Genomic DNA, 15,502 nt, shown 5'->3' on the forward strand with positions numbered 1-15,502 from the left:
CATGAAAGAGGGGCGCGATTGAAAGCATATCGGCCCCTCGTTTTTTATATAGGAATAGGAGAATAGAAATGGCTGAAATTACAGCTGCAATGGTGAAAGAACTGCGCGAGAAGACCGACGCGCCCATGATGGAGTGCAAAAAAGCACTGACCGAGGCTGATGGCGATCTGGCCAAGGCGGAAGAGATTTTGCGTGTGAAGCTGGGCAGCAAGGCCAGCAAAGCAGCAGCACGTGTCACCGCCGAAGGCATTGTGGCCATTCATGTGGCTGGCAATCAGGCGGCCATGGTGGAAGTGAACTGTGAGACCGACTTCGTTGCCAAGAATGATGATTTCTTGGCGTTTTCGGCGGATGTGGCCAAGCTGGTCTGCGGCGGTGGTGTGGCCAATGTCGAAGCCCTGGGCGGTCAGGCCATGGCCGGTGGCACAGTGGAATCAGTGCGCACCGCTTTGGTTGGCAAAATTGGCGAAAACATCTCGGTGCGCCGTTTTGCAACCTTCAATGCAAAGGGCAAGCTGTATTCCTACATCCACGGTGGTGCCAAGATCGGCGTGCTGGTGGATCTGGTGGGTGGTGATGATGCCCTTGGCCGCGATCTGGCCATGCACATTGCGGCATCTAAACCCAAGTCTTTGGATGCCTCTGGTGTGGATCAGGCATTGATCGACACCGAGCGCCGAGTGGCCACTGAAAAAGCTGCCGAGTCGGGCAAGCCCGCTGACATCGTGGCCAAGATGGTGGACGGTGCCGTTGCTAAATTCTTAAAAGAAGTCACGCTGCTTGGCCAGGTATTCGTGAAAGCAGAAGATGGCAAGCAGACCATTGAGCAGCTCTTGAAATCCAAGGGTGCTTCGATTGCTTCGTTTGCGCTTTACATCGTGGGTGAAGGCATTGAAAAGCGCACCGATGATTTTGCTGCTGAAGTGGCTGCTCAGGTTGCCGCTGCTCGGGCTGCATAAATCGTTTATCGAGCTCGGAGATTCCCGCCACCTTCTAAGAAACTGTCGATATGACTGCAACGACCAAACGTATCCTGCTCAAACTTTCTGGTGAGGCCCTGATGGGCAATGACCCATACGGCATCAATCGCGAAACGATTGATGGCATTGTCAAAGAGATTGCGCAGGTCACAGCGATGGGTGTTGAGGTTGCGGTCGTGATCGGTGGCGGCAACATTTTTCGGGGCGTGGCGCTCGGGGCGTCGGGCATGGACCGGGCAACCGCCGACTACATGGGCATGATTGCCACGGTGATGAATGCATTGGCATTGCAAGATGCCATGCGGCGTTGTGGCATGACGGCCCGTGTCCAGTCGGCCTTGCGCATTGATCAGGTGGTCGAGCCCTATATCCGGCCCAAGGCCATTCGTTATCTGGAAGAGGGCAAGGTGGTGATTTTTGCTGCCGGCACTGGCAACCCATTTTTCACCACGGACACGGCGGCTGCCTTGCGTGGTGCTGAAATCGGTGCGGAAATTGTGCTCAAAGCCACCAAGGTCGACGGCGTCTACACCGCAGACCCGGCAAAAGACCCAAGTGCGAAACGCTACGAAACCGTAAGTTTTGACGAGGCCATCTCACAAAACCTAAAGGTCATGGACGCCACAGCATTTGCCCTGTGCCGCGATCAGAAGCTGCCGATTCGCGTATTCAGTATTTTCAAAGCCGGGGCGTTGGCCCGGATTGTGCAAGGCGAGCCCGAGGGCACGCTAGTTCATGTGTAATTTGCCGCGTGATTACCCGCGCGGTGTTGGTCTAACGACAATCAGAGAGAAGCGATGACAAGCGTAAAAGATGTCCATGCGACTGCGGAACAGAAGATGAACCGCACCATTGAAAATCTAAAGTTAAATCTCACCAAGGTCCGCACCGGCCGCGCCCACACGGGTTTAATGGACCACATCACGGTGGACTATTACGGCAACCCCACGCCGCTTGCCCAAGTGGCCAATGTCACCCTGATTGATAGCCGCACCATCGGTGTTCAGCCTTGGGAAAAGAAGATGGTCGCTGTGGTGGAAAAGGCCATTCGGGAATCTGATTTGGGCTTAAACCCGGCCACCTCTGGCGATTTGATTCGTGTACCTATGCCCGCGCTCACCGAAGAGCGTCGTCGCGAACTCACCAAGGTGGTGAAGACCGAGGGCGAAGAAACCAAAGTGGCCATTCGTAATATCCGCCGCGAGGCCAATGAGAGCTTAAAGAAATTGGTGAAAGATAAGCTGATTTCGGAAGACGATGAGCGCCGTGGCCAAGACGACACCCAGAAACTAACCGATCGGTTTATTGCAGAAATTGATAAACTATTGATACAAAAGGAATCGGAGATCATGAAGGTCTGATTCCAGACTTTCATTGATTTGATTCCACATCCACATGACGATTCCCGCCCTGCAGAGCTCCACCCTGGTCGTGCCCGAGATCCCCAATGTGCCTCGGCATGTGGCGGTCATCATGGACGGCAATGGCCGTTGGGCCAATAAGCGGCACCTGCCGCGCATGGTGGGCCATGAGCGCGGTGTGGCCGCGCTGCGCGGGGTGGTGGAGTCCTGCATGAAGCGGGGCGTGAAGCACCTAACAGTCTTTGCATTTAGCTCGGAAAACTGGCGCCGCCCCGAAGAGGAGGTGTCTTTTTTGATGGGCTTGTTTTTGAAGGCTCTGGAGCGAGAAGTGCGGGACTTGCGGACCAATGGTGTGCGCCTGCGCGTGATTGGTGATCGCACAGCCTTTAGCAAAAAACTCTGCGACATGATCGAGCGGGCCGAGGGTGCTACCGCCGAAAATGACAAATTCCACTTAACCGTTGCGGCCAACTACGGTGGACGCTGGGATATTTTGCAGGCCACGCGAAAAATGTTGGATCTGCATCCCGAGCTGGCTGAGAGTGGTGCGCCCATCACGGAAGAAATGCTGGCCCCGCACCTGTCCATGCATTTCGCCCCCGAGCCCGACTTGTTTATTCGCACGGGCGGCGAAGAGCGCATCAGCAACTTCTTGTTGTGGCAGTCTGCCTACACCGAGTTTTATTTCACTGATTGTTTTTGGCCCGAGTTTGACGACCATCAGCTCGACTTAGCCATCCAGTCCTATCAGCAGCGTGAGCGCCGCTTTGGCCGCACGTCTGCCCAAGTCCTGCAATGCTCCACACCCGTATCCTAACGGCGGTAGTTCTTCTTCTGGTTTTAGTTGGCGTTGCGTGGTGGGCACCGGCCCTGTGGTTCGATGGTCTTCTTCTACTAATTATTGTTATTGCCTGTTTTGAGTGGATGCGGCTGCTTGGCCTATCCAATGCCGCAAGTGGCGTGGCCGCTTTTGCTCTGGCCTTACTCGGTGCGGCGGCACTTTCGAGCAGCACCTCCGTTATGGCAGCAGCCCAGGGGCTGGGGGCAGGTGTGATGCCGATCTACATTCTGGCCACTATTTTTTGGCTGATGGCGGTGCCTATTGCCGTGGCCCGGTTTGCTGGAATTGGCGGGCAACGGTTTACCGGCCGCCTTTTGGTCTTTGTGCTGTGCTTTGCCACCTGGCTTGGCCTGCTTCAGGCCGATGGCCTGGGCAAAGCATTTTTGCTGTCTTGTTTGTTGATCATTTGGGTTGCCGACACCGCCGCTTATTTTGCGGGCCGTGCCTTTGGTAAACGCAAGCTCGCACCGGCGGTGAGTCCCGGCAAGACCTGGGAGGGCGTGATCGGTGCCATTGTGGCCAACTTGATCCTGGCCGTGGTGATGGCCAACACCATGCCGGTCTCGGCCAACAATCCGGCGGGCAGTGTGTTTTCGTTAATTCAAATCAGTATGGGCTGGGGCTTTATGCTGGCCTTCACGGTGTTGATCACCCTGGTCAGTGTGATGGGCGATCTGTACGAATCGCTTTTAAAACGAATTGCCGGCGTGAAAGACTCGGGCAGCCTGTTGCCCGGCCACGGTGGGGTTTTAGATCGAATTGATGCATTGCTGGCGGTAATTCCGGTGACAATGTGTGTCGTGACGCTGATTCAGTCGGGGACGATATAAGCATGTGGGTAGGGCAACGAGTCGCGGTATTGGGCGCAACCGGATCAATTGGTGAGAGCACGCTTGATCTGATTGCATTGCACCCCGACCAATTTCGGGCAGAGGTCTTAACGGCCCATCGCAATGTTGAGAAGATGCTGCCACTGTGTCAGCGCTTCACCCCCAACACGGTTGTGATGACCGACCCCCAGGCCGCCAAGCAACTGCGCGATGCGCTGGCCAAGACCGACTGGGGTGGGGCCATCACCGTCATGGATGGCGAAGCTGCGCTTGCAGAAGTAGCGGCCCATCCGGCTGTCGAGTTGGTGGTGGCGGGTATTGTTGGGGCAGCGGGTCTGCCCTCTGCATTGGCCGCAGCCAAGGCGGGGAAAACGATTCTGCTGGCCAACAAAGAAGCCCTGGTCATGGCTGGCGCGCTGATGGTAGATGCCGCCAAGCAGGGCGGTGCCTGTGTGCTGCCAATCGATAGCGAACACAATGCAATTTTTCAGTGTCTGGGTGAAAACTATCGGTGTTTCAGTCCACCCCATGGCGTCACACGCTTATTGCTCACAGCATCGGGCGGACCATTTCGCACCTGGGAAAAAGACGCCATTTTTCAGGCCACGGTCAGCCAGGCCATCGCCCATCCGAATTGGTCCATGGGCCGCAAGATATCGGTGGACTCGGCCACCATGATGAATAAGGGCTTGGAACTGATCGAGGCCCACTGGCTTTTTGCCATCCCAGAGCACCGCATCGATGTAGTGGTGCATCCGCAGAGTGTGGTGCATTCCATGGTCGAATTCGATGATGGGTCGGTGCTGGCCCAGCTGGGCTCGCCCGATATGCGCACCCCGATTGCCTGCGCCATGAGCTGGCCCAAACGGATTGCCACGCCTGTGTCGAAATTGGATTGGTCATCGAACAAACGATTGGATTTCGAGCCACCCGATGACCAACGCTTTCCTTCGTTGGCTCTGGCCCGTCAGACCCTTCGCATGGGTGGTGCAGCCTCTGCCATTTTGAATGCCGCCAATGAAGTCGCGGTGGATGCGTTTTTAAATGAGCGTATTCGTTTCGGCCATATTTTTCAGATTGTTGAGAAAACACTTGAACATCTGTCTGGGGGTCATGGCGGGGCACCATCCTCTCTTCAGGAATTACTTGAAGTCGACCGTGGGGCACGGCGTGTGGCCTTGGAGTTCGCAGGGAAGGTGGCATTGTGACCACCGTGCTGTCGTTTCTGCTGGCCATTGCCATTTTGGTCTTTGTCCATGAGATGGGCCATTACCTGGCGGCCCGTCAGTGTGGCGTTCAGGTGCTTCGGTTTTCGATTGGCTTTGGCAAAGAACTCTTTAAAAAGACATCCAAAAAAACCGGCACCGAGTGGGTGATCTCGGCTGTTCCGCTGGGCGGCTATGTCCGTATGCAAGACGAATCGTTTGAATCCAAGCCGCTGCGCTCTCGTGCCTGGATTGTGTTTGCAGGCCCACTATCGAATTTAATTTTTGCCGCGATCGCCTATGGGGTCTTGTTCGGCTCGCCACGTGAAGAGCCCCAGGCCGTCTTGGCCCAGCCGCCTGCCCAGAGTCCGGCGGCGGTGGCAGGCCTGATGGCCGGAGATCAGATCGTGGCTGTCAACGGCAAAGAGGTGGTCAGCTTCACCGATTTGCGTTGGCGTATGGCACAGGCCCTGGTGGGTGATGGTCAAAGTGAAATTGCGCTGCGGGTGACCCGCGCGGCGGGTGGTGCAGCCGACATCACTTTGAAAACTCAGGCGTCATCGGAAGATCCCAGTGCGGTGATTGCAGCCTTGGGGCTTTCGCCTTTGAGTCGTTCGGTAAAGGTAGTGCGTGTTCAGCCGGGAAGTGCAGCCGAGGCGGCGGGCCTTCGGGCGGGGGATCGGCTTTTGAAGCTGGCTGGTCAGGATGTCCGTCAGCCCGATGTGGTCATTCAATCGGTACAAAAATCAGGTGGCAATCCCATTGAACTGGTGGTGGATGATGGCACTGGGCCTGAGCGTGTCATGGTGACCCCAAAAGCGGGCCCCGACGGCGTGATGCGTATCGGTGCGGTGGTGGGGGGCGATGTGGCCACGGTCACCGTCTCAGACGACCCCTTCACGGCCATGACCAAGGGCGTGACGCGGACTGCTGAAATGACCATGCTGACCTTTCAGGCATTGGGCCGAATGATCATGGGGGAAATCTCGTGGCGGCAAATCAGTGGTCCAGTGACCATTGCCGATGCAGCAGGCCAGTCTGCTGGCAGCGGGGCCAAGGCCTTCATCGGCTTTTTGGCTTTAATCAGTATCAGTATTGCGGTCTTAAACCTTCTGCCCATTCCAATGTTGGACGGGGGCCACCTCTTGTATTATCTGTGGGAGCTGGTCCGCGGCCAGCCCCTTGATGCCGAAGTCCAAGAGGCCGGCAGAAAGATCGGCCTGGCCCTGATTTTGATGCTGACGGTTTTGGCGTTGTTTAATGATTTTGCCCGCTTAGCGGGATTGTGAATGATCGGATGTCGACCCAATTTATGCTGCAACCTGTAACCCCCACCTTCACTAAGCCTTCCAAAGTCGCCGTTGCGATCGCCGCCAGTCTCTTGACCATGGGCGCATTGCTGCCGTCTGTGGCAGTGCATGCGCAGCCCGCAGCCGCGTCGCCTGCAGCACCCGCTGCCAGCCAGCCGGCCGCCAACAACAACCTGGGCGTGGTGGTTCGCGATGTGCGGGTCGAGGGTCTGCAGCGGATTGAGCCGGGCACGGTCTTTTCTTATCTCCCCATTCAAATTGGTGACCGTGTCACCGAGCAGGGCACCGCCGAAGCGGTTCGGGTCTTGTTTGCCACGGGCTTTTTTAAAGACGTGCGGATCGAGCTTGACGGCGAAGTGCTGGTGATCTCGGTGGAAGAACGGCCTGCCATTGGCGTGGTAGAAGTGAGTGGCTCAAAAGAATTCGATAAAGAAACCCTGCTAAAGGCCCTGCGTGACACCGGCCTGGCCGAATCCCGAATTTTTGATCGGGCGCTTTTGGATCGCGCCGAGCAGGAACTGAAACGCCAGTACCTGGGCCGCGGTAAGTACAACGTGAAGATTGTGTCCACCGTCACGCCGCTTGAGCGCAACCGTGTTGCCATTCAAATTGCGGTAGAAGAGGGTGAAGACGCCCGGATCAAAGAGATCAAGATTGTTGGCGCGAAGTCTTTTAAAGAGTCGGTTCTGCGGGAAGAGTTCAAGCTGTCCACACCCACCTGGATGTCTTGGTACACCAAGGCCGACCAGTATTCCCGTCAAAAGCTCACCGGTGACCTAGAGGCCCTGCGTTCTTTTTATTTGAACCGTGGATTTTTAGAGTTTGCGGTGGATTCCACCCAGGTCTCGGTCTCACCCGATCGAAAAGATGTCTTCATCACCATCGTGATCAACGAGGGTGAGCGCTTCAAGATTAAAAATGTGAAGTTGGTGGGCGATATGCTCGGCCGTGAGAGCGAGTTCACCAAGCTCGTCAACATCAAGCCCGGCGAAGTCTTCTCTAACGAAAAACTGCAAAACGTGAGCAAGGCGATCAACGACCGCTTGGGCGAGCTGGGCTATGCCTTTGCCAGCGTGACGCCCTTGCCCGAGATTGACCGCAAGACCCAGGAAGTTACCTTCGTGCTGCAGGTGGACCCGGGCCGCCGGGTCTATGTGCGTAACATCAACATCAGCGGGAACTCGAAAACCCGTGATGAAGTGATTCGCCGTGAGATGCGGCAGTTTGAAGCGTCCTGGTACGACTCCGATCGCATCAAGCTCTCGCGTAACCGTATTGATCGCCTGGGCTACTTTAAGGAAGTGGGGATTGATACTGCCCCGGTGCCAGGCACCTCAGATCAAGTCGATGTCAACGTGAAAGTGGAAGAGCGGCCACTTGGTGCGCTGACTCTGGGTGTGGGTTTTTCAAGTACCGATAACCTGGTGATTTCGGGCTCGATTACCCAGCAAAACTTCCTGGGTACTGGCACGAACCTGTCTTTGGAAGTCAACAGCAGCAGCCTGCGCCAGACCTTTGCGATTACCCATGTGGACCCGTATTGGACCGATGATGGTGTGAGCCGCTCGATCAACGTTTACACCCGTAAGTTCGAGCCGGATGAGCTCAATACCGCCAACAAGTATTCGGTGAACTCTCAGGGGGCTGGTGTTCGATTCGGTATCCCGTATACCGAAGAGGATCGGATCTTCTTGGGTGCCAACTTCGAGCAAAGCAAATATGGCGGGGACCGCAGCCAGTGGCCTTCCCGAATCACGACCGAAGTGAATCAGTTTGGCACCGATAATCTGGACGCATATTCGTTAACGCTTGGCTGGTCGCGGGACTCGCGTGACAGCGCGATTGCGCCAACCCGTGGCACATCGCAATACGTGAACGTGGACTACGCCACGCCCCTGGGGGAGATGGAGTTTGTGCGGACCACCCTGGGCCACCAGTGGTTCTTCCCGCTCACCCGCAGCATGACCTATGCCTTTAACGGCGAAATCGGCTGGGGCGAGGGCCTGGGTGGCAAGCCTTACCCAATTCTTAAGAACTTCTATGTTGGTGGTATCGGCTCCGTCCGTGGCTTTGCCGGTGGCGGTATCGGTGGTCGAGATGCGTCGGATAACGCAGCGCTCGGCGGCAACCGCAAGATCGTGCTGAACAACGAATTACTCTTCCCGCTGCCGGGCATGGCCCAGGACCGCACCATTCGACTCTTTACCTTCTTTGACGTGGGGTCGGTCTGGCAGGAAAACGAAGACATGAGCGGGTCTGACCTGCGGGCCTCGGTCGGTGTGGGCCTGTCGTGGCTCTCGCCCGTTGGGCCGCTGAAACTCAGCATGGGTAGCGCCATCCGCAAAAAGACCGGAGACGAGACCCAGCGCCTGCAGTTCCAGATCGGCACTGGCTTTTAAGTGGCCCCCTGGCCAGTCCCCGGCGGGAATAGGGGCTGGCCTATCGGCCTGTCCGGTTTTCGGGCGGGATTCGTGAGAAAATGGCTGAAAACCTGATTGGAGTTCTGTGTTGCCTATGTTCTTGAAGCGTTTGTCTATTGGCGTTGGCTTATCGGCCATGGTTTTGTTGGTTGCTCCTGCGTCTGCCCAGGACACCAAGATCGGTTTCGTAAATACCGAGCGCATCTTGCGTGAGTCCGCCCCCGCAAAAGCCTCTCAGCAAAAGCTGGAGCAAGAGTTTGCCAAGCGGGAAAAGGGCATTCAGGAAGCCGCCGCTAAGCTGAAAGAAGCCAGTTCCCGTCTTGAGCGTGACGCAACCGTTATGCCCGAATCTGAGCGCGTGAAGCGTCAACGCGAGACGGCCGAGCTTGAGCGTGATCTGCAGCGTCGTCAGCGGGAATTTCGCGAAGACCTGAATCAGCGTCGAAACGAAGAGTTGGCTGGTGTGATCGAGCGCGCGAACCGCGCCATCCGCCAGATTGCGGAAGCTGAGAAGTTCGACATCATCTTCCAAGAGGCCGTCTATGCCTCGCCACGTATCGACATCACTGAAAAAGTGCTGCGCTCGCTGAATTCAGCGGCGCGTTAAAACGCCTTCCACTGGCATTCAATGGACGCCAGCCACCATCACTTTGTAACTGCCCAGGAACTCGTTGGGCAGTTCGGTGGCCGGCTCGATGGCGACGCCACCACCAGAATCTGCCGCTTTGCGGGCTTGGCCAAGGCCCATCTTGGCGACGCCACGTTTCTGGCGAACCCGAAGTATCAAGATCAGCTGGCCAACACCAAGGCAAGCCTGATTATTCTGAAAGACGCCGCTTCGGCACGCTCGCTTGGGCTGACGGCGGCCCTGATCGAAACGCCCGAGCCCTATCTTTATTTCGCCAAGGCCGCCACCTGGCTATTGGCACGGGCACGCAGTGAATCCGTTCGAGAGACGGTGATTCACCCCAGTGCCTGTGTCGACCCAAGCGCCAAGATCGGCCAGCGTGTGCGAATTGCGGCGACTGCGGTAATCGGCGCGAAAAGTGTGATCGGGGATGACTGCGATATTGGCGCAGGCTGTGTGATCGATGAATCCGTGCAGATTGGTGCGGGCTCGGTGCTCTACCCACGGGTCACGCTGTATCGCGACACGGTTATTGGTGAACGGGCCATTATTCATAGCGGTGCGGTAATTGGTGCCGATGGCTTTGGCTTTGCGCCAACCGCAGATCGTTCTTGGGTGAAGATTCCCCAAGTGGGTGGTGTTCGGATTGGTGCCGATGTGGAAATCGGCGCCAACACCACGATTGATCGTGGCACGCTGGATGACACCCGCATTGGTGACGGTGTGAAACTAGATAATCAAATTCAGGTGGCGCACAACGTGGCCATTGGCGATCACACCGCCATTGCAGCCTGTGTGGGCATTGCCGGCAGCGCCACCATTGGGGCCCATTGCCAAATTGGCGGGGCAGCGGGGGTGTTGGGTCACCTCACCATTGCCGATGGCACGGTGATCGGGCCCATGAGCCTGGTGATGTCGAGTATTGAAGCTGCAGACAAATACGTGGGGGTCTATCCCTTGGCCAAACAGGCCGACTGGGAAAAGAGTGCTGCAGCAGTTCGCCGGCTGCCCGAGCTTCGCCGCCAGGTGCAGCATCTACGCCAATCGCAAGACAGTGACAACGATAAGTAAGTAAGACCTAAAGGATCAAAGCCAATGGACATTCGTGAAATTCTGGACACGCTGCCACACCGTTATCCCTTTTTGCTGGTGGATCGGGTCAATGAAATTGTGCCGGGTGAGCGCATCGTGGCCCAGAAAAATGTGACCATGAACGAAGAGTTCTTCAACGGCCACTTTCCCCACTTTCCGGTCATGCCTGGCGTGTTGATTGTGGAAGCCTTGGCCCAGGCCGCAGGCATCTTGTCGTTTAAGACCATGGGCAGTCAGTCCGACGACAACTCACTTTATTTTTTTGTCGGCATCGATAACTGTCGCTTTAAGCGGCCCGTGGTGCCTGGTGATGTCTTGATGTTGCATGTCACGATCGAGCGGCACTCACGTGGCCTGTGGAAGTACAAGTGCCAGGCTATGGTCGATGGTCAGATCGCTGCGGAAGCCGATCTGATGTGCGCCTTGCGTGACGTACCTGGCAAGGCCTAAGCCCATGGCCAAGATTCACGCGTCTGCCATTGTTGACCCGCAGGCAGAACTGGCCAGCGATGTCACGGTCGGGCCATTTGCCATTGTGGGTGCTGGCGTTCGTGTTGGTGCGGGCACTGTGATTCATCCTTATGCCCAGGTGGTGGGCAATACCGTGCTGGGCCAACACAACACCATTCACTCTCACTGCGTGATTGGTGGGCCACCCCAGGATAAGAAATACAAGGGTGAACCCACCCAGTTAGAAATTGGTGACCACAACACGTTTCGTGAATGCTGCACGGTCAATCTTGGCACTGTTCAAGACGGTGGCATCACGCGTATTGGGTCGAACAATTGGATCATGGCCTATGTCCACATTGCCCATGACTGCCAGGTGGGGTCCAACACCATCATGGCCAACGCTACCCAACTTGCGGGCCATGTGGTGGTGGGCGACTGGGCAATTCTTGGCGGCATCACGGGCGTGCATCAATTCGTGAAAATCGGGGCCCATGCCATGACGGGCGCGGGCACCACCTTGCTGCAAGATCTGCCGCCCTATGTCATGGCCAACGGTAACCCCGCATCGGCCCACGGAATTAACACCGAAGGCTTAAAACGTCGTGGCTTTACCGAAGGCCAGGTGGCAGCACTGCGGCGTGCTTACAAAGTGCTCTACAAATCGGGCAACACATTGGCTCAGGCCATTGAAAAGCTATCGGATCCAAACGAGATCGGCACGGCCGACGCAACTGATCGCCAGGCAGTCGCACCTTTAATTGAATTTCTGGGTGCCGCCACGCGGGGCATTGTCCGATAACGCGGTCATGGGCCAAGCTGAGCAGCTGCCAAAACGCCTGGTAGCAGTCACCGGCGAAGCTTCGGGTGATTTGATTGCGGCCGATGCACTGGCCCGTGTCATGACGGCCAATCCCGGCCTGGAAGTCGGTGGCATTGGTGGTGAGCGGCTCAAAGCCATTGGCATGGATTGCTGGTTCACCAGCGACGATCTTGCCGTGCGGGGCTATGTCGAGGCACTCTCAAAAATCGTGCACATTTTGTCGGTCCGCTACTGGCTCTTGGAATACATCGATAAGTGGAAGCCACAGGTTTATCTGGGCGTGGATGCACCGGACTTTAATCTGGGGGTCGAGGCCCGCGTCCGCAAAAAAGGAGTCCGCACGGTTCACCTGATCAGCCCATCGATCTGGGCATGGCGGCCAGAACGGATTTTGAAGATTCAAAAGGCGGTGGATCACATGCTGTGCATCTTTCCGTTTGAGCCCGACTGCTACAAGGGTACCGGTGTGCAGGCGACTTATGTCGGCCACCCGATTGCCGATCTGATCCCGCTGGTTCCCGACCAGCAGGCAGCACGACACAAATTAAATCTTTCACTGGATAAGCCGGTGATTGCGGTGTTGCCGGGCTCACGTGCGGGAGAACTCCGTCATAACGGAAGCGCGTTTTTCAAGGCGGCGGCCATGCTCTGCGCGCGAGCCACTGTTGTGATTCCGGCATCGTCTCAGGCCATGGCCAAACGCATTGAACAGCACCCAGGCTTTCAGCAGGCGCAGGCCGCAGGTGTGCGGCTGATTCAGCAAGATGGTGGCGACCCGGTGTCCCATTTGGTGATGGCGGCCTGTGATGTGGCCTTGGTGGCCAGCGGCACCGCAACACTGGAAACCGCCTTGTTTAAAAAGCCAATGGTCATTGCCTATCGTGTGCCGTCGTTAACCTACACGCTCATGAAACGCCGGGCTCTCATTCAAGACATTGGTCTGCCCAATATCTTGCTGGGCCGCCGCGCTGTTCCCGAACTGATTCAAGAGCAGGTCACACCAGACAATCTTGTCAGGGCTGTGTTGGACTGGCTGGATCAGCCTGCACGCGTGGCGGAATTAACCGAAGCTTTTTCTGGCCTGCACCATCAGCTGCGACAAAACGCCGCCCAGAAAATCGCCGACATCTTGACCATGGAGTTGGCACGCGGGAAAGGTGCGCTAGCGTGATTGTTGGCGTGGATGAAGCAGGCCGCGGCCCACTTGCTGGGCCGGTTTGTGCCGCTGCGGTGATCTTGGGTGCCGATCATGGCCTGGTGGGCCTGGCCGATTCAAAAGTCTTGTCAGAAAAAAAACGTGAACAGCTTGCCCCCAAAATTCAGGCCGACAGTCTGGCCTGGGGCATTGGCTGGGCCAGTGTGGAAGAGATTGATCAGATCGATATTCTGCGGGCCACCTTTTTGGCCATGGCCCGTGCGGTGGAGTGCTGTTTGCAACGGCTTGCGTCATCTCAGCCTGTGATTGATCCCAGATCTTTAGAAGTTCAGGTCGATGGCAATCGATCACCGGGTGATTTTCAGGGGCCATGGCATTGGCCTTATGCCACCCAGACCATTGTCAAAGGCGATCAAAAGGTGGCGGAGATCTCTGCAGCATCGATTCTTGCTAAGACGGCCCGCGATGCGGAGATGCGCCGGCTGCACGAGGTCTATCCGGCCTATGGGTTTGCCCAGCATGCAGGCTATGGCACGGCAGCCCATCTTCAGGCACTGCAAGAGCATGGCGTGACACCCGTTCACCGAAGAAGCTTTGCGCCAGTGGCGCGTGCCTTAGAAAAAATGCAGGGCCAAGATCATGCCCACTAAATCCATTGAATCGCGACACAACGCGGCCTTTAAACTTTTAAAAGACATCACCGCTGGTGGCCGTGTGCGACGCGCGCACCATGCCGCGTGGTTAGAGGGGTCACGGCTATGCCGCAGTTATGTGGAAGCGCAACAGGGCCGATCCAATCCCGGCAGTGGCGCGATTTCAGACCAGGCCGAGATTCGTGAACCGATTCTGGTGATCTCAAGCGAGAGTCGTCTGGATATGATTGACCACGAGATTGTTGCGGCCTGCGCGGCCACGTGGCTTTTAGATGCCAAGCTTTTTGCCGAGATCTCGCAGGTCGAAACATCTGCTGGCTGGGGCATGGTGGTACCGGTGTCGGCGTTTGCTCAGGGCGTCACCGAAACGCAAGTGGGTACGAAAAAATCGGCGGGGCAGGGCGATGTAGTGATTCTTGATCGCCTGCAAGACCCGGGAAATGCGGGGTCGATTCTGCGATCGGCAGCCGCATCGGGCGTGACCGAGGTCTGGTCCATTACGGGCACGGTCGATCTTTATGCACCCAAGGTGTTGCGCGCGGCGATGGGGGCCCACTTTGCCTTGCGTATTACAGAACTGTTGAGCACCGAGGCCGCGGTACTTCGGGCAGCCGATCAGGGGCTTTCACTTTTGGCCACTGCCAATTCACAGGCTGCGGTATCGCTTTATGAAAACCGCCTGCCGCTGGAGTCTGCTGTGGCCTGGGTGTTTGGCCAAGAGGGCGATGGCGTGTCGGCGGAATTACTGACCCGCTCACAAACCGTGGTGATCCCGCAGTCACCGCGAGTCGAATCCTTAAATGTGGCCGCTGCAGCCAGCGTCTGCCTGTTTGAAACCCTGCGGCGCAAGCGACTCGTTTAACGAACGTGGTTGAGCTTGGTCAGAATGGTGGTGGCGATTTCTTCAATCGATTTGGTGGTGGTGGATAACCAGCTGATCGCCTCACGTTTCATCATGGCTTCTGCAGAAGAAACTTCCATGCGGCAGTTTTCAATCGATGCGTACTTCGATCCAGGCCGGCGTTCATTGCGAATCTGAGAGAGCCGATCGGGATCAATCGTCAGTCCAAAGAGCTTGGACTTAAAGGGCTTCACGGTCGAGGGCAGTTCGTTGCGCTCGAAGTCTTCCGGGATCAACGGGCAGTTGGCCACTTTTAAACCGTACTGCATGGCCAGATAAAGGCTGGTGGGTGTTTTGCCACTGCGCGAAACGCCCACCAAAATGACATCGGACTCTTGCAGGTTTTTAATCGACTGGCCATCGTCATGGGCCAGCGAAAAATTGATCGCCTCGATCCGGCTTTTATAGGCGTCGGTATCCGTGGCGTGATGAAAGCGGCCAATGGCATGGGTGGACTTCACGCCGAGCTCTCGCTCTAAGGGCTCCACAAAGGTCTGGAACATGTCGAGATGCAGGGCCTCGACTTTTTTGATCCGCTCCAGAATTTTGGTGTTGACCAGGGTTGAAAACACGATGGGCCGTTTGCCGTCTTCCTGGGCCTGGGTCTCGATCACATTGGCGGCCTGGTCGGCCTTTTCGATCGAATCGACAAAAGGCAGGCGGCGAAGCCGAAATTTCAGCTTGTCGAACTGGGCCAGGATCGATGACCCAAAGGTCTCGGCCGTGATGCCGGTGCCATCCGAGACGAAAAACACCGTTCTGCCGGCAAGTGTGACCTCGCTGTCAGACTCCTGGCGGGCCGATAGGGCGGAATAGGGTGGCATGGGGCCTTTTGAAAAGACTGGGTAAAAT

16 protein-coding genes are annotated in these 15,502 nt (G+C 56.7%); 15 read left to right on the forward strand and 1 reads right to left on the reverse strand.

The features are described from left to right. Positions 1–68: 68 nt before the first annotated feature. The 15 genes from tsf (at position 69) to AOB54_05220 (ending at position 14,611) form a co-directional block, all read left to right on the forward strand. Positions 69–959, forward strand: coding sequence for a translation elongation factor Ts (tsf, locus tag AOB54_05150; protein ID WVN40905.1), 891 nt, complete (start codon positions 69–71; stop codon positions 957–959). A gap of 50 nt (positions 960–1,009) precedes the next feature. Then, positions 1,010–1,723 carry a UMP kinase gene (pyrH, locus tag AOB54_05155; GenBank protein WVN40906.1) on the forward strand — a complete coding sequence of 238 codons (714 nt, stop codon included), beginning with the start codon at positions 1,010–1,012 and terminating at the stop codon, positions 1,721–1,723. A gap of 54 nt (positions 1,724–1,777) precedes the next feature. Further along, positions 1,778–2,341, forward strand: coding sequence for a ribosome recycling factor (gene frr, locus AOB54_05160; protein ID WVN40907.1), 564 nt, complete (start codon positions 1,778–1,780; stop codon positions 2,339–2,341). Between the two features lie 34 nt (positions 2,342–2,375). Next, a complete protein-coding gene (uppS, locus tag AOB54_05165) occupies positions 2,376–3,158 on the forward strand; it encodes a polyprenyl diphosphate synthase (GenBank protein ID WVN40908.1) in 783 nt (260 codons plus the stop codon). Further along, complete coding sequence (locus AOB54_05170) at positions 3,137–4,012, forward strand: phosphatidate cytidylyltransferase (protein ID WVN40909.1); 876 nt, start codon at positions 3,137–3,139, stop codon at positions 4,010–4,012. The genes uppS and AOB54_05170 overlap by 22 nt, the downstream gene beginning before the upstream one ends. A gap of 2 nt (positions 4,013–4,014) precedes the next feature. Next, positions 4,015–5,220, forward strand: coding sequence for a 1-deoxy-D-xylulose-5-phosphate reductoisomerase (locus AOB54_05175; GenBank protein ID WVN40910.1), 1,206 nt, complete (start codon positions 4,015–4,017; stop codon positions 5,218–5,220). After that, complete coding sequence (gene rseP / locus AOB54_05180) at positions 5,217–6,506, forward strand: RIP metalloprotease RseP (GenBank protein WVN40911.1); 1,290 nt, start codon at positions 5,217–5,219, stop codon at positions 6,504–6,506. Before AOB54_05175 ends, rseP begins: the two co-directional genes overlap by 4 nt. A gap of 98 nt (positions 6,507–6,604) precedes the next feature. After that, positions 6,605–8,926 carry an outer membrane protein assembly factor BamA gene (gene bamA, locus AOB54_05185; GenBank protein ID WVN42770.1) on the forward strand — a complete coding sequence of 774 codons (2,322 nt, stop codon included), beginning with the start codon at positions 6,605–6,607 and terminating at the stop codon, positions 8,924–8,926. A 115-nt stretch (positions 8,927–9,041) separates the two neighbouring features. Beyond that, positions 9,042–9,554, forward strand: a complete 513-nt coding sequence (locus tag AOB54_05190; protein ID WVN40912.1) for an OmpH family outer membrane protein — start codon at positions 9,042–9,044, stop codon at positions 9,552–9,554. Between the two features lie 21 nt (positions 9,555–9,575). Next, on the forward strand, positions 9,576–10,646 hold the full coding sequence (gene lpxD / locus AOB54_05195; GenBank protein WVN40913.1) for a UDP-3-O-(3-hydroxymyristoyl)glucosamine N-acyltransferase: 1,071 nt from the start codon (positions 9,576–9,578) through the stop codon (positions 10,644–10,646). A gap of 24 nt (positions 10,647–10,670) precedes the next feature. Next, entirely contained in the window at positions 10,671–11,117 is a 447-nt protein-coding gene (fabZ, locus tag AOB54_05200; protein ID WVN40914.1) for a 3-hydroxyacyl-ACP dehydratase FabZ, read from the forward strand. 4 nt (positions 11,118–11,121) lie between these two features. Then, the gene (lpxA, locus tag AOB54_05205) at positions 11,122–11,919 is read left to right on the forward strand and encodes an acyl-ACP--UDP-N-acetylglucosamine O-acyltransferase (GenBank protein WVN40915.1); all 798 of its coding nucleotides are present in this window, start codon (positions 11,122–11,124) and stop codon (positions 11,917–11,919) included. Next, entirely contained in the window at positions 11,879–13,111 is a 1,233-nt protein-coding gene (gene lpxB, locus AOB54_05210; GenBank protein WVN40916.1) for a lipid-A-disaccharide synthase, read from the forward strand. Before lpxA ends, lpxB begins: the two co-directional genes overlap by 41 nt. Then, the gene (locus AOB54_05215; protein WVN40917.1) at positions 13,108–13,746 is read left to right on the forward strand and encodes a ribonuclease HII; all 639 of its coding nucleotides are present in this window, start codon (positions 13,108–13,110) and stop codon (positions 13,744–13,746) included. The genes lpxB and AOB54_05215 overlap by 4 nt, the downstream gene beginning before the upstream one ends. Beyond that, a complete protein-coding gene (locus AOB54_05220) occupies positions 13,736–14,611 on the forward strand; it encodes an RNA methyltransferase (protein ID WVN40918.1) in 876 nt (291 codons plus the stop codon). Before AOB54_05215 ends, AOB54_05220 begins: the two co-directional genes overlap by 11 nt. Here the strand turns inward: AOB54_05220 and AOB54_05225 are convergent. Next, entirely contained in the window at positions 14,608–15,474 is an 867-nt protein-coding gene (locus tag AOB54_05225) for a pyruvate, water dikinase regulatory protein (GenBank protein WVN40919.1), read from the reverse strand. The genes AOB54_05220 and AOB54_05225 overlap by 4 nt on opposite strands. Positions 15,475–15,502 lie beyond the last annotated feature (28 nt).

Source organism: beta proteobacterium MWH-UniP1, from assembly GCA_036362785.1.
Taxonomy (GTDB): domain Bacteria; phylum Pseudomonadota; class Gammaproteobacteria; order Burkholderiales; family Burkholderiaceae_A; genus Lacustribacter.